The 13,313-nt window shown below is 65.7% G+C and carries 14 protein-coding genes, 2 tRNA genes and 1 pseudogene; 9 read left to right on the top strand and 8 right to left on the bottom strand.

Annotated elements, in window-relative coordinates; all coding sequences use genetic code 11:
* Positions 1-77 precede the first annotated feature (77 nt).
* Both G6N47_RS16555 and G6N47_RS16550 read left to right on the top strand, forming a co-directional pair.
* On the top strand, positions 78-707 hold the full coding sequence (locus G6N47_RS16555) for an SACE_7040 family transcriptional regulator (RefSeq protein WP_083131494.1): 630 nt from the start codon (positions 78-80) through the stop codon (positions 705-707).
* A 7-nt stretch (positions 708-714) separates the two neighbouring features.
* Complete coding sequence (locus tag G6N47_RS16550; RefSeq protein WP_083131642.1) at positions 715-1,455, top strand: MmpS family transport accessory protein; 741 nt, start codon at positions 715-717, stop codon at positions 1,453-1,455.
* Here the strand turns inward: G6N47_RS16550 and G6N47_RS16545 are convergent.
* Complete coding sequence (locus G6N47_RS16545) at positions 1,452-2,786, bottom strand: MFS transporter (protein WP_083131493.1); 1,335 nt, start codon at positions 2,784-2,786, stop codon at positions 1,452-1,454. The two genes, G6N47_RS16550 and G6N47_RS16545, sit on opposite strands and share 4 nt — an antisense overlap.
* Before the next feature lie 49 nt (positions 2,787-2,835).
* Between G6N47_RS16545 and cmrA the strand changes: the two genes are divergently transcribed.
* Positions 2,836-3,642: a mycolate reductase gene (cmrA, locus tag G6N47_RS16540; RefSeq protein WP_083131641.1), complete on the top strand. Its 807-nt coding sequence runs from the start codon at positions 2,836-2,838 to the stop codon at positions 3,640-3,642.
* Positions 3,643-3,851: 209 nt separating this feature from the next.
* On the opposite strand, the pseudogene G6N47_RS16535 reads toward cmrA, so the two are convergent.
* Positions 3,852-5,256, bottom strand: a pseudogene (locus G6N47_RS16535) (helicase HerA-like domain-containing protein); the annotation flags it as partial.
* Positions 5,257-5,361: 105 nt separating this feature from the next.
* On the opposite strand from G6N47_RS16535, the gene orn reads away from it, so the two are divergent.
* Together orn and G6N47_RS16525 are read left to right on the top strand one after the other, a co-directional pair.
* Positions 5,362-6,009, top strand: a complete 648-nt coding sequence (gene orn / locus G6N47_RS16530) for an oligoribonuclease (RefSeq protein WP_083131640.1) — start codon at positions 5,362-5,364, stop codon at positions 6,007-6,009.
* A 35-nt stretch (positions 6,010-6,044) separates the two neighbouring features.
* Positions 6,045-6,120: transfer RNA gene (locus tag G6N47_RS16525), tRNA-His, on the top strand.
* A gap of 16 nt (positions 6,121-6,136) precedes the next feature.
* On the opposite strand, the gene G6N47_RS16520 is transcribed toward G6N47_RS16525, so the two are convergent.
* Complete coding sequence (locus G6N47_RS16520; RefSeq protein WP_083131491.1) at positions 6,137-6,772, bottom strand: TetR family transcriptional regulator; 636 nt, start codon at positions 6,770-6,772, stop codon at positions 6,137-6,139.
* Positions 6,773-6,831: 59 nt separating this feature from the next.
* Here G6N47_RS16520 and G6N47_RS16515 point away from each other — a divergent pair, with 59 nt between their 5' ends.
* Positions 6,832-7,827: a Rieske 2Fe-2S domain-containing protein gene (locus G6N47_RS16515; protein WP_083131490.1), complete on the top strand. Its 996-nt coding sequence runs from the start codon at positions 6,832-6,834 to the stop codon at positions 7,825-7,827.
* A gap of 14 nt (positions 7,828-7,841) precedes the next feature.
* The gene (locus tag G6N47_RS16510) at positions 7,842-8,921 is read left to right on the top strand and encodes an NAD(P)H-dependent amine dehydrogenase family protein (protein WP_139799460.1); all 1,080 of its coding nucleotides are present in this window, start codon (positions 7,842-7,844) and stop codon (positions 8,919-8,921) included.
* A 3-nt stretch (positions 8,922-8,924) separates the two neighbouring features.
* On the opposite strand, the gene G6N47_RS16505 is transcribed toward G6N47_RS16510, so the two are convergent.
* Positions 8,925-10,115, bottom strand: a complete 1,191-nt coding sequence (locus tag G6N47_RS16505; RefSeq protein WP_083131489.1) for a L,D-transpeptidase — start codon at positions 10,113-10,115, stop codon at positions 8,925-8,927.
* Between the two features lie 143 nt (positions 10,116-10,258).
* On the opposite strand from G6N47_RS16505, the gene G6N47_RS16500 reads away from it, so the two are divergent.
* A tRNA-Lys gene (locus tag G6N47_RS16500) sits at positions 10,259-10,331 on the top strand.
* Between the two features lie 43 nt (positions 10,332-10,374).
* Here the strand turns inward: G6N47_RS16500 and G6N47_RS16495 are convergent.
* The 3 genes from G6N47_RS16495 to G6N47_RS16485 form a co-directional block, all read right to left on the bottom strand.
* Positions 10,375-10,785, bottom strand: a complete 411-nt coding sequence (locus G6N47_RS16495; RefSeq protein WP_083131488.1) for a PIN domain-containing protein — start codon at positions 10,783-10,785, stop codon at positions 10,375-10,377.
* A 3-nt stretch (positions 10,786-10,788) separates the two neighbouring features.
* The gene (locus G6N47_RS16490) at positions 10,789-11,001 is read right to left on the bottom strand and encodes a hypothetical protein (RefSeq protein ID WP_232080224.1); all 213 of its coding nucleotides are present in this window, start codon (positions 10,999-11,001) and stop codon (positions 10,789-10,791) included.
* Between the two features lie 128 nt (positions 11,002-11,129).
* Positions 11,130-11,357, bottom strand: a complete 228-nt coding sequence (locus G6N47_RS16485) for a DUF3618 domain-containing protein (protein ID WP_062538427.1) — start codon at positions 11,355-11,357, stop codon at positions 11,130-11,132.
* Between the two features lie 109 nt (positions 11,358-11,466).
* On the opposite strand from G6N47_RS16485, the gene bcp reads away from it, so the two are divergent.
* Positions 11,467-11,940 carry a thioredoxin-dependent thiol peroxidase gene (gene bcp / locus G6N47_RS16480; RefSeq protein ID WP_083131638.1) on the top strand — a complete coding sequence of 158 codons (474 nt, stop codon included), beginning with the start codon at positions 11,467-11,469 and terminating at the stop codon, positions 11,938-11,940.
* Here bcp and G6N47_RS16475 read toward each other — a convergent pair.
* A complete protein-coding gene (locus tag G6N47_RS16475; RefSeq protein ID WP_083131486.1) occupies positions 11,937-13,262 on the bottom strand; it encodes a dipeptidase in 1,326 nt (441 codons plus the stop codon). The genes bcp and G6N47_RS16475 overlap by 4 nt on opposite strands.
* Positions 13,263-13,313: the final 51 nt, after the last annotated feature.

Here is a 13,313-nt window from a genome sequence, read left to right as displayed (position 1 = left end):
ACCCGCCGATTTCGGTTAATGATGACTAACTCGTGCTATGTTAGTGGAGATTAACCGAACTGTCTAGGAGGCCGTTCATGGCACCGTCTGCCCCAGCCGGCCAGGCAGTCAACCGCCGTAGCCAGCTCAAGTCCGACCGGCGGGCGCAACTGCTGGCGGCAGCGGAGCGACTGTTCGCCGAGCGCGGGTTCCTGGCGGTGCGGCTGGAGGACATCGGCGCGGCGGCCGGCGTCAGCGGTCCGGCTATCTATCGGCACTTCCCCAACAAAGAGTCGCTGCTGGTCGAGTTGCTCGTCGGCATCAGCACCCGGCTACTCGCAGGCGCCCGAGACGTGAAGTCCCGCAGTGCTGACCCGGCCGAGGCTCTCGACGGCCTGATCGACTTCCACCTCGAATTCGCCTTGGGTGAACCGGATTTGATCCGCATCCAGGACCGCGATCTCGCGCATCTGCCCGCGACCGCCGAGCGTCAGGTGCGACGGGCACAGCGGCAGTATGTCGAGGTGTGGGTCGGTGTGCTGCGCGAGCTGGAACCCGGCCTTGCCGAAGCCGACGCGCGGCTGATGGCGCATGCCGTGTTCGGGCTGCTGAACTCGACCCCGCACAGCATGAAGCGCGCCGAGAGCAGGGCCGCGCGGTCGCGGGCGGTGATGCGGGCGATGACCGTCGCCGCGTTGACCGCCAGGGCAGGTACCCTGCCAGGGTGAGGTGGGCATGAACGATCCGCGTCGACCCGACTACACCCGTCCGGCTCGGCCCGGCGGCGAACCGACCGAGCGGCTCCGCCAGCCCTATTCGCCGTACAACGACCCCGCCTACGCCGGTCAAACGCCGTACTACCAGGGTTCTCCGCCGCGCCCGGGACCGACCGAAACCAACCCGACCGAGAAGTTGCCGCAGTACTGGCTGCCGGATCAGCCGACCACGCCTCCGCCCGGGCGGCCGAAGCCGCCGCGCTGGTTGTGGGTCGCCGTGGCGGCCGCGGCGTTGCTGGTGGCGGCGCTCGTCATCGCGCTGGTGATCGCCAACGGCGCGGCCAGAAAACAGACCGCGGTCGAGCCGTTGCCCGCAATGCCGGGTTCCACGACGTCCGGGTCGGCGGCGTCGCCGTCGACAACTACATCGGCGCCCAGCGCCACTACGTCGACGTCGGAGCCGTCGGAATCGAGCGAGACCACCAGTGCCGCCGGCGAAGAGGCAGTCGTCTACAACGTCAGCGGGGAGGGCCGGGCAATCAGCATCACCTACGTCGATACCGGCGGCGTGATGCAGACCGAGTTCAACGTGGCGCTGCCGTGGAGCAAACAAGTCAGCCTGCCCAAGTCCGGCGATCGCAAGGCCAACGTCACGATCATCAACATCGGCAACAAGGTCACGTGCACGGTCACGGTGGCCGGTGTCCAGGTGCGCGAGCACACCGGCTCGGGTTTGACCGTCTGCGACGCGCCCTCTTAACCGGCGCTTTGCGGCACGACGGCGGCGCGGCGCGGTGCGCGCACCATCACCATGGCCGCCAGCCCGATGCCGAGGACCAGGCACAGCCCGCCCATCCCGGCGCGGACCGCGCCGAACACGTCGACGAAGACCGAAAACAGCCACGGTGCAAGGAAAGACACCGCCCGCCCGGTCATCGTGTAGAGCCCGAAGGCAACACCTTCCTTGCCGTGTTTGGACATTCGCAGCAGTAGCGTGCGCGCCGAAGCCTGCGCCGGGCCGATGAACAGGCACAGCAGAAGCCCGCACGCCCAGAACGCGCGTGGACCCGACAGCGTCATCAAGGTGAGCCCCATCGTGATGATCGCGGCCAGTGACCCCACGATGACGGTCTTGGATCCGAGCCGGTCGTCGACCAGCCCGCCCAGCACCGCGCCGAATGCGGCGACCACGCTGGCGGCCACTCCGAAGATCAGCACGTTGGCCTGCGAGATGCCGTACACATTGACGCCGAGGACCGCACCGAAGGTGAACACCCCGGCCAGGCCGTCCCGAAAGACGGCGCTGGCCAGCAGGAAGTACACCAGGTTATGGTCGCGCCGCCATTCGGCGGTCAGGTCGGCCCACAGTCTGCGGTAGCCGCCCAGTACGCCCTTAGCGGCTGGCGCCGTCTCAGTCGATGCGGGCAGCCGGTGGGCGGTCAGCAGTAGCGGCAGGGCCAGCAGTGCCAGCCAGGCGGCGGCCAGCAGCATCGCGGCGCGCACGTTCATGCCGTCGCCGCTGGGCAGGTGGAGGAGCCCGCGGGTGTCGCCTGTGCCGGAGATGAAGCCCAGGTAGACGATCAGCAGCAGCACGACGCTGCCGACATAGCCGGCGGCCCAGCCGAACCCGGAGATCCGTCCGGAGGTCTGCGGGGTGGACAGCTGACGCAGCATCGCGTTGTACGGGACGCTGGCGAGATCGCCGCAGGCGGCGGTGCCGGCCAGCAGCGCCAGGCCGGGCCACAGGTAGGCGGGTTGGTCGCGGATGAGGCTCATTGCGCTGGTCAGGACGACGGCGAGGACGGTCAGCAGCATCAGCGCGGTGCGCCGGCGGCGAGGGGATTCCACCCACACGCCGATGACGGGCGCCAGCAGCGCGATCGTCAACCCGGCGACGGCCAAGGCGCGTCCCAGCCAGCTGGCCGGTGAGCTGCCGCCGGGCATGCCCTCGCCGACGGTGCTGGTCAGATACACCGAGAACACGAAGGTCACCACGATCGCGCTCACGCCGGTGGCGCCGCAGTCCCACAGCGCCCACGCCAGCACCCCGGATCGCCCGGGTGCGCGCCCGCCCGGCTCCGGGTTGCCCATGCTGGGAGGGTAACCGCTGGTAGCGACCCGCATGCTTACGATGGGCCGCATGCCTGTACCCGCTCCCAGCCCCGATGCGCGGGCTGTTGTCACCGGCGCATCGCAGAACATCGGCGAAGCGCTGGCCACCGAATTGGCCGCGCGCGGCCACAGCCTGATCGTCACGGCGCGACGCGAGGACCTGCTCAACGAGCTTGCCGCGCGCCTGGTCTCCCAGTACGGAGTCGCCGTGGATGTGCGGCCGGCCGACCTGGCCGACCCGGCAGACCGGGCGAAACTGTGCGACGAGCTGGCCGCCCGTCCCGTCTCGGTTCTGTGCGCCAACGCGGGCACTGCGACGTTCGGCCCAGTGGCCGGCCTTGACCCTGAAGGTGAGAAGGCTCAGGTGCAGCTGAATGTCCTTGGGGTGCATGATCTTACGCTGGCTGTGCTGCCGGGCATGGTCGAGCGCCGGGCGGGCGGTATCTTGATTTCCGGTTCGGCGGCGGGCAATTCGCCGATTCCTTATAACGCGACGTACGCGGCCACCAAGGCGTTCGCGAACACTTTCAGCGAATCGCTGCGCGGCGAACTGCGCGGCTCCGGTGTGCATGTGACCCTGCTGGCGCCCGGGCCGGTGCGCACCGAGCTACCCGATGAGTCCGAGGCCTCGCTGGTGGAGAGGTTGGTGCCCGACTTCCTGTGGATTTCGACCGAGCACACAGCCAAGGTGTCGCTGGATGCGTTGGAGCGCAACAAGATGCGCGTCGTTCCAGGCCTGACATCCAAGGCGATGTCGGTGGCCAGTGGGTACGCGCCGCGCGCGATCGTCGCGCCGATCGTCGGCAGCTTCTACAAGAAGCTGGGCGGCGGATAGGTTTGTTTCGTCGCGAAAGTGCAACTGCCGACGCTCGCTCTCGAACAACGCGTCGCTAGTTGCACTTTCGCGGAGCCTAAGTCAGCGGCGCCGTCGGCTGGTGCCCATCATGCTGCGCACGAGTTCCCGGCCAAGCGCGTTGAGGAAAGTCTGGAAGCCCTTGCTATTGATGAACCGCCTGAACCAGCCGGGCTTCTTCTCGACCGCCGCGGGCTTCGATGGCGCCTCCGCGGGCGGGCCCGCCTCGGCGGCTTGCTTCTTTTCGGCTTCGATTTTCTCGTAGGCGGATTCGCGATCGACGGTGTCATGGTACGTCGTCCACAGCGGACTGACCTGCGCCGCCTTGCCGATCGCCTCGTCGCCTATCGCGGCCATCAGCGAACGGGGTGAGCGCAGCCTGGTCCACGCCACCGGGGTCGGGGCGCCGCGCTCCGACAACACCGTGACCACCGCTTCGCCGATGCCGAGCGAAGTCAACGCCGAAGCGAGGTCGTAGACATCAGTTTTCGGATACGTACGAACCGTTTTCGTCAACGCCTTCTGGTCGTCGGGCGTGAACGCGCGCAGCGCATGCTGGATGCGCGCGCCCAGCTGCGACAGCACGCTGTTGGGGATATCGGTGGGCAGCTGGGTGCAGAAGAACACGCCGACACCGCGAGAGCGGATCAGCTTGACGGTCTGCTCGACCTGCTCCAGAAACGCCTTTGACGCTTCGCTGAACAACAGGTGGGCCTCGTCGAAGAAGAACACCAGCTTGGGTTTGTCGACGTCGCCGATCTCGGGCAGGGACTTGAATAGATCGGACAGAACCCACATCAGGAAGGTGGAGAACAGCACCGGGCGTGCTGCCTGGTCGCCCAGCTCCAGCAGGGAGATGACCCCATGGCCTTTGTCGTCAAAACGCAAGAGGTCCTTGGGTTTTAGTTCCGGCTCACCGAAGAAGGTGTCGGCACCTTCGCCTTCCAAATTGACCAGGGCACGCAGGATGACGCCAGCCGTTTGCGCGGAGACGCCACCGAGTTCTTTCAGATCGGGCTTGCCCTCGTCGCTGGTGAGCTTGCTGATCACCGCGCGCAGGTCTTTCAGGTCCAGCAGCTCGTAGTTCTTATCTTTGGCATAGCGGAAAATGAGGCCCAGTGTCGATTCTTGAGTTGCGTTGAGCCCCAAGACTTTCGCCAGCAGGATGGGGCCGAAGCTCTCGATGGTGGCCCGCACCGGAACACCGATTCCCTTGGTGCCCAACGACAAGAAGTCCACGGGAAAGGCGCTCGCCTCCCACGTGTCGCCGGTTTCCTTGGCGCGCGCGGTGATTTTGTCGCTGCTCTCTCCCGGCTTGGACAGGCCGGACAGGTCGCCCTTGACGTCGGCCATCAGCACCGGCACGCCCGCAGCCGAGAGCTGCTCGGCGAGCAGCTGCAGCGTTTTGGTCTTGCCGGTACCGGTGGCCCCGGCCACCAAACCGTGCCGGTTGACGGTGGCGAGCGGGATGCGGACTTGGGCGGCGGGATCGGCGGTGCCGTCGACGACGACGGTGCCCAGCTCCAGCGCCTGGCCGTCGACGGCGTAGCCGGCCGCGATCTGCTTTGCGGGGGTTGCTGTCGATTCGCTGCTCATAACGCGCGTGTCCTCTCCCCTGATTCATGCCAGCACTGGTCGACATTACTGCCAGCTGCGCGTGTCGGCAGGTGCTGCGGCTAACGTGTGTTGGTTGTGAACGCTGTGCGTGACCACCTGGTGTGGATCGACTGCGAGATGACCGGGCTTAACCTGCGCACGGACAAGCTGATCGAGATCGCCGTCCTGGTTACCGATGGCGAGTTGAACATCCTCGGCGACGGTATCGATGTGGTGATCCACGCCGACGATGCGGCCTTGTCGTCGATGATCGACGTGGTCAGGGACATGCACGCCCGTTCGGGGCTGATCGACGAGGTGCGCGCCTCCACCGTCGACCTGGCGACCGCGGAAACGATGGTGCTCGACTACATCCGGGAGCACGTTAAACAACCCAAGACAGCGCCGTTGGCGGGCAATTCGATCGCGACCGATCGCGGCTTCATCGCCCGCGACATGCCGGCTCTGGATTCCTACCTGCACTACCGGATGATCGACGTCAGCTCGATCAAGGAGTTGTGCCGGCGCTGGTACCCGCGCATCTACTACGGGCAGCCGGCCAAGGGTCTGGCGCACCGCGCGCTGGCCGACATTCACGAGTCGATCCGCGAACTGCAGTACTACCGACGGACCGCGTTCGTGCCGCCGCCGGGACCGGCTACCAGCGAGATCGCGGCGGTAGCCGCCGAGCTGGGGGCGCCGGTGAACTCGGCGGAGGGAATCGATTCGGCTGCCGAGCACCCGAGCGGCTAGTATCGACGTCGCCGCCGGCTGGGCTGGCGGCAATGGTGGCTGTAGTTCAGCTGGTAGAGCACCAGGTTGTGATCCTGGGTGTCGCGGGTTCGAGTCCCGTCAGCCACCCCAAGAGCCGGACGGCACTTCATCGATCGCGGTCATCGAGGTAGGCCACAATCGCGTTGGTCAGGCCGCGGCGAGCTTCGTCAAGGTCGAAGTAGGTGCCAAGTTGCCTTTCGGAGGCAATGCCCCGCATCGCGCCGGGAATCAGAAACGCCACTTCGCGAACGCGACGAGGATCGATGTGCAGGTCGGCGAATGCCTTCTGACACGTTTCCAACCACCCTTGCCCCCACGAATACAGTTCGGATGCCGTCTGCGGATAGAGCCGCTCAAGCTCGGCAGGATCGCGCGGCAGCGCGGCCCGAAGATGCTCAATTGCTCGTGAATCGCGGTTGGTCAGGCCGTCATAAAGCGTGTCGATGATGTCGGCTACGCGCCCACGCAGGCTGCGCGAAGTGTCCGGATCGGCGAAGAGATCGGCTCGTCGCTCGGCCGTGTAACGCAGCACCGCTGCCCAGAATCCGTCGGTGTCGCCGAACTGGTACTGCACGGTGCCCCACGTCGCGCCGATCTCTCGCGCAATGTAGTTGGCGGAGATCGTGCCAGGATCTCCCGAGGCCAACGCCCTTAGCGCAGCTTCGAGCAGGTTCTCACGGGTCGCCGTTCCTCGACGGTTGGGCCGCCGGCGAGCGCTGTCGGCTTTCGTTGAACGAACCATGAAATTATCATAGAGTCCCCTATGATTCTGGTGTCGATGGGAAGGGACTCCGCTAGACCATGGCCAAACCGCCTCTGTCGATGACGCCCAGCGGGTGGTTTCAGGTCGCCTGGTCTGACGAGATCGGCATCGGCGACGTCCACCGGATGACGTATTTCGGGCGCGAAATGGTCGCCTGGCGCGCCCAATCGGGCCTGCTGACGGTCATGGACGCCTACTGCGAGCACCTGGGTGCGCACCTCGGATACGGCGGGCGGGTCGACGGCGAGGTCATCCAATGCCCGTTTCATGGTTGGCAGTGGAACCACGAGGGTCGCAATGTCTGCATCCCGTATCAGGACCGCCCCAACCGCGGGCGTCGCATCCGCACGTATCCCGTGGTGGAGCGCAACGAATCCGTCTTTATCTGGCATGACATCGAGGGACGCCAGCCGTACTTCGACGTTCCCGACGTGTTCGCCAGCTTTGACGACGACACCAGCGCCGCTGACTACTACCCGCAAGCCCGGCTGTACCGCCCACAGCTGGAACTGCATCCGCAATATGTGCTTGAAAACGGCGTGGATTTCGCGCATTTCAAGTTCGTCCACCAGACGCCGATCGTCCCGGTGTTCACCCGCCACGACTTCGACGAGCCGGTGTCCTACGTCGACTTCACAATCACCTTCGAAGGTGACGATGGCCAGTCGATCGACGACGTCACAAGCGGTGTCGAGGCGATCAATGGCGGATTGGGCGTGGCGGTGACGAAAAGCTGGGGCATGGTCGACAACCGCACGATCTCGGCGATCACCCCGGTCGACGAGCACACCTCCGATGTGCGGTTCATGGTCTACATCGGCCGCACTCCCGGCAACGATTCCCCCAAAGCCGAAGCCAGAGCACAACAATTCGCTCAAGACGTCATCGACCAGTTCCTTGCCGACGTCAACATCTGGCAGCACCAGCGGTACTCCGACCGCCCCGCGCTGGCCGCCGCCGAAAACGAGGGCTTCACCGCAATCCGCAAGTGGGCCACCCAGTTCTATCCCCCAGCCACCACAAGCTCCGTTTAGAAAGGCCTACGGCAGTGCAGAAACCGATCCGTGTCTTCCAGGTCGCCACCGGCAATGTCGGCACCGAAATGATCAAGCGCATCGGCAACCATCCGGATCTCGCGTTGGTCGGATTGCACTGCTACACACCGGAAAAGGTCGGTCGCGATGCGGGGGAGATCGCCGGCCTCGCGCCCATCGGCGTCATCGCGACCGGATCGGTCGACGACATCATCGCCGCCAAACCCGACGTGCTGACTTTTCACGGGGTCTTCCCCGACGAAGATCTCTACGTCCGCGTACTCGAAGCGGGCATCAACGTTGTGACAACCGCCGACTGGATCACCGGCTGGCACCGCGACACCAATCATCCCCATCCGTCCGGCAAACCCGTGACGCAGCTTTTGCAGGAGGCGTGCGAGAAGGGCGGCGCGACCTTCTATGGCACGGGCATGAACCCTGGCCTCAACCAGATCCTCGGGATCGTGTGCTCGGCCGACGTCGCAGAGATCGAGAACATCATCACGATCGAATCGGTCGACGTGTCCTGTCACCATTCGGCCGACACGTGGAAAGAAGTCGGATACGGTCGGCCGGTCGACGACCCGGAAGTCCCGGGGATGCTGGAGAAGTACACCCGCGTCTTCGCCGACAGCGTGCTGATGATGGCCGACTGCTTCGACCTACACCTCGACGAGGTCACGTTCAACTACGAACTGGGCGCGTGCACCAAAGACGTTGATCTGGGCTGGTATCGGCTGCCGAAGGGGTCGCTTGGCGCGAACTACATCAAGTACCAGGGCATGGTGGACGGGATTCCGCGCATCGAAACGCATCTGGAGTGGCAGATGACCCCGCACACCGACCCGAGTTGGGATATCAAGGGCTGCTACATCACCCAGATCAACGGCGATCCGTGCATCTACAACAAGCACATGATCTTTCCCAAACCCGGTGTGGACCTGTCTGATCCGGCGTCGTTCGCCTCGATCGGGATGACGGTCACCGGGCTGCCGGCGCTCAACGCGATCGCGTCCGTCGTCGCGGCACCGCCCGGACTGCTCACCAGCGCAGACCTTCCGCTGCGCGGCTTCGCCGGACGGTTCAAGCGATGACGGTCATGTCTTGGCGTTGCCGGCGTGCCACTGGTCCCACGGGATGTTCCAGTCGCCGAGCCCTTCGGTGCCGGGCAGCGTCGGGCCCACTGTGTGCAGCACCTCGACGATGTCGCCGCGCTTGGTGTGGTCGTAGAACCATCGCGCGTTGCTGGGGCTGACGTTGAGGCAGCCGTGGCTGGTGTTGGTGTGGCCCTGGGCGCCCACCGACCACGGCGCCGAGTGCACGAACACGCCGCTGTAGGACATCTGCGTCGCGTAATCCACTTCGGTGCGATACCCGTTGGGCGAGTTGACCGGAACCCCGTAGGTCGACGAGTCCATGATCATGTGGGCGAACCGCTCGCCGATGATGTAGATCCCGTTGGCGGTGGGGGTGCTGTCCTTGCCCATTGAGATCGGCATCGTCTTGACCACTTCGCCGTTGACCCGCACCGTCAGCGTCTTGGTGGTGTCGTCGGCGGTCGCGATGACCTGATCACCGATGGTGAAGTGGGTGCTCATGTTGTCTTCGCCGAACAACCCGTCGCCCAGGTCGACGCCGTAGGTGTTGACCGCCACGTTGACCGACGTGCCGGGCTTCCAGAAATCCTTTGGCCGCCAACGCACTTCGCGGTTGTTCAGCCAGTAGAACGCGCCCTCGACGGGCGGATCGGTAGTGACCGTGATGGCCTTTTCGGCCGCCTCGCGGTTGCCGATGTTCTCGTCGAACCGGATCGCCACCGGCTGGCCGACGCCGACGACCTCGCCGTCGCGGGGCACGACGTACGGCATTGTGAGGTAATCCGGCGACTGGGTTTCGAAGGTCATCTGGCGGGTGGCCACACCGCCGAGACCGCGTGCCTTGGCGGTCAGGGTGTAGCGGCGGTTGTAGCCGAGGGGTTCGGTGGTCTTCCAGTGCACACCGTCGGGGCTGAGTTGACCGTCGATCGATCGGCCGTTCTCGTTGACCATCGTGACCGAGGCCAGCACACCGTTGTCGGCGCTGACCGTCACCGGCGCGTCGACGCCCACCCCGACGGCGCCGTCGGTCACCGAGGCGGTCAGCTTGGGGACCAGCAGGTCGGCGAAAGGGGTGCCCTTGTCGAAGATGGCGTTTTCCGGGGGCTTGTTGCCGCCGCTGCTGCACGCGCCGAGGCCCAATACGACAAAAGAGACCATCAGCGCGGCCAACCAGCCGCGATGACCTGCCATCTAGCTTTGTCCCCCTTGTGACCCACCGACCCGGCACTACTGGCGAGTATTCTAGTGGCTGCACGAGCAACCACCGTTCTCCCCGTCGGGGATTTCACCCCGCGGCGGCGGGCTTGTTATGGTTGCGTGGCTAGAAAATCCAGGCGCCGTTAGCTCAGTTGGTAGAGCAGCTGACTCTTAATCAGCGGGTCCGGGGTTCGAAACCCTGACGGCGCACCGAGGCCGACGCGCAGCCACACCCTTTGAGCGCTATGGCGGCTCACTCGAACGGATTGCGCACACGAACACCTTCGATGAGCTGGCCGTCGTTGAGGTCCTCCGACCAAAGGGTGCCGCAGCGAAGCTCGGTGGCGCTGCGCACAATCATCGCATCCCAGAATGACAGCTGATGCCGTTGCGACAACGAGGCCGCGGCAACCACATCGTCCGCCAGCGGCGAATGGACGCGCCACCGGGACAAGCTGCGAAGCCGGTCGATCGCTGCCTCGGGTGTGAGCGGCGCAGCGACCTTCTGGGTGGCATTGACGAAGAACTCCTGCAGCACCTGCACGCTGATTGCACCGTTTCTCTCGCGCCAGAGACGGGCGACAAGGTCGGCGGCCGCGTCATGACGCTGTCCTGCCGCGGTGTCGTAGGCGTATAGAAGGACATTCGTGTCGACGAACTCCATAGGTCAGCGCTCATGGACCTCGTCGCGTGACCAGGCGATGTCGCCCACCCGCAAGCCGATGCCTTCCTGCATCAAGCGGTGCTCTTGCGCCGCGACGTCGTCATAGTCGCGGACGTCACCGACAAGCTGTTCCAGCAGCCGCGCCACCAGTCCGGACACGGAGGTATCGCGTTGCGCGGCGAGGATTTTCGCACGACGGACGAGTTCGTCCGGCATCGATAGGGTAATGTTCCTCGTGGTCATGTGAATCAGTGTAGCACTGGATCACAGTCCATTCTGGCTCGCAGGCGATGCTGTCACGATCGTGGAACTTCGAGATGAGCTGTAGGGCTGCGGCTAGCGGCTCAGCGGTTGCGGATCCTGCGGACCACCAGCACGGCGGCCAGAGCCGCGATACCGGCCAGTGAGACGGCCACCGCGGGCTTCTTGACGAACGCGATCGCCCGGGCCTTGGCGTCGTCGGCGATGCGGCGGGGATTGGCCCGCTCAGCCAGTGAATCGACGGTCGAGGCCAGCTGTTCGCGGGCCTGGTCGATCTCCTGCTTGATGGTGTCGGGATCCCGGTCCGCCACTGTTGTCCTCCCTGTCCTCCTGCACCTGAGGCTTGGCCCGGGCGCACCCGCACTACCCTAATGGCAGCCGGCGCTGGGCCGATGCTCCGGTGAGTAGAAAGGGACCGTGTTGACCGAGACTCCACGCCTGCAACCCGGCGACAAAGCTCCCGCTTTCAGCCTGCCCGACGCCGACGGCAACACGGTGTCGCTGGCCGACTACCGCGGCCGTCGCGTCGTCGTGTACTTCTACCCGGCCGCGTTGACGCCCGGATGCACCAAGCAGGCTTGTGACTTTCGCGACAATCTGCGCGAACTCAACGACGCCGGCATCGACGTCGTCGGCATCTCCCCTGACAAACCGGCCAAGCTGGCTAAATTCCGCGACGCCGAAGGGCTGACGTTTCCGCTGCTGTCCGACCCTGACCGCAAGGTGCTGACCGCGTGGGGCGCGTACGGGCTGAAGAAGCTGTACGGCAGGGAAACCCAGGGCGTCATCCGCTCGACGTTTGTGGTCGACGAGAAGGGCAAGATCGCCGTCGCGCAGTACAACGTCAAGGCCACCGGCCACGTGGCCAAACTGCGGCGCGACCTGTCGGTCTAGGCCAGGTTGGCCAACAGCAGCGCTTCGGTGATCGCCGCCCGTTCCAGCACCCCGAGGTGCAGGCTCTCGTTGACGCTGTGCGCCTGCGTGGCCGGGTCCTCGACCCCGGTGACCAGGATTGTGGCCTGCGGGAATGCGGTGGCGAACTCCGCGATGAACGGAATCGACCCGCCCATTCCCATGTCGACGGGCTCGGTGCCCCAGGCCTGCCGGAACGCGGCGCGCGCGGCGTCGTAGACGCGCCCGCTGGCGTCGATGGCGTACGGCTGACCGACATCACCGGGCGTGACGGTCACGTGCGCGCCCCACGGTGCGTGCTGCTCCAGATGGGTGCGCAGCGCCTCGAGGTGCGCTTCGGCGTTGCCGCCGGGAGCGACCCGCATGCTCACCTTGGCGCGAGCGCGCGGGATCAGCGTGTTCGACGACGCCGCAATCGATGTGGTGTCGATGCCGATGACCGTGATCGCTGGCTTGCCCCAAAGTCGTTGCGGCACTGAGCCGGAACCAATCTCGCTGACACCGTCGAGCAGCCCGGTCTCGGATCGCACCCGCTCGGCGGGGTAATCGACGGCGGCAACGGCACTTTCGTGCAAACCGGCCACCGCCACGTTGCCGTCGTCGTCGTGCAGGCTGGCCAAAAGCCGCACCAGCACGCTCAGCGCGTCCGGAACGACGCCGCCCCACAGGCCGGAGTGCAGTCCGTGATCGAGAGTGGCCACTTCGACCACGCAGTCGGCCAGACCGCGCAACGACACCGTCAGCGAGGGAACGTCGGTGCTCCAGTTGTCGGAGTCGGCGATCACGATCACGTCGGCGGCCAGGGTATCGCGATGGGCGGCCAGCAGCCGTCGTAGCGACGGCGACCCGGATTCCTCCTCCCCTTCGACGAATACCGTCACACCGACCGGTGGTTTGCCGTCGTGTGCCCGAAACGCCGCCAAATGCGTTGCGATGCCGGCCTTGTCGTCGGCGGTGCCGCGGCCGTAGAGCCGGCCGTCGCGCTCGGTCGGCTCGAACGGCGGCGACACCCATTGGGAATGGTCACCTTCGGGCTGCACGTCGTGATGGGCGTAGAGCAGCACAGTGGGCGCTCCGGGCGGCGCCGGATGCCGGGCGATGACCGCCGGAGCACCGTCTGCGCTGACGATCTGTATGTCACCAAAACCGGCCTGTGCCAACAGGTCTGCAACGGCCTGGGCGCTGCGGTGCACCTCTTCGCGCCGGGCCGGGTCGGCCCACACCGACTCGATGCGCACAAGGTCCTCCAGGTCCCGTCGCACCGACGGCAGCACCTCGCGGACGCGCTCGGCCAAATCGCTCATGGTTTCGAGGCTAGCGGGTCGCCAATCCCGCGCGAGCGTGCGTAGACCCGC

This window comes from Mycobacterium branderi, from assembly GCF_010728725.1.
Taxonomy (GTDB): domain Bacteria; phylum Actinomycetota; class Actinomycetes; order Mycobacteriales; family Mycobacteriaceae; genus Mycobacterium; species Mycobacterium branderi.
This window is presented reverse-complemented; position numbering and strand designations above follow the sequence as displayed.

Coding starts and splice junctions, on each gene's coding strand:
- cmrA (WP_083131641.1), top strand. CDS start 2,836: ATGCCTGTACCCGCTCCCAGCCCCGATGCGCGGGCTGTTGTCACCGGC.
- G6N47_RS16555 (WP_083131494.1), top strand. CDS start 78: ATGGCACCGTCTGCCCCAGCCGGCCAGGCAGTCAACCGCCGTAGCCAG.
- G6N47_RS16490 (WP_232080224.1), bottom strand. CDS start 11,001: ATGCCGGACGAACTCGTCCGTCGTGCGAAAATCCTCGCCGCGCAACGC.
- G6N47_RS16515 (WP_083131490.1), top strand. CDS start 6,832: ATGGCCAAACCGCCTCTGTCGATGACGCCCAGCGGGTGGTTTCAGGTC.
- G6N47_RS16545 (WP_083131493.1), bottom strand. CDS start 2,786: ATGGGCAACCCGGAGCCGGGCGGGCGCGCACCCGGGCGATCCGGGGTG.
- G6N47_RS16505 (WP_083131489.1), bottom strand. CDS start 10,115: ATGGCAGGTCATCGCGGCTGGTTGGCCGCGCTGATGGTCTCTTTTGTC.
- G6N47_RS16550 (WP_083131642.1), top strand. CDS start 715: ATGAACGATCCGCGTCGACCCGACTACACCCGTCCGGCTCGGCCCGGC.
- G6N47_RS16495 (WP_083131488.1), bottom strand. CDS start 10,785: ATGGAGTTCGTCGACACGAATGTCCTTCTATACGCCTACGACACCGCG.
- G6N47_RS16520 (WP_083131491.1), bottom strand. CDS start 6,772: ATGGTTCGTTCAACGAAAGCCGACAGCGCTCGCCGGCGGCCCAACCGT.
- G6N47_RS16475 (WP_083131486.1), bottom strand. CDS start 13,262: ATGAGCGATTTGGCCGAGCGCGTCCGCGAGGTGCTGCCGTCGGTGCGA.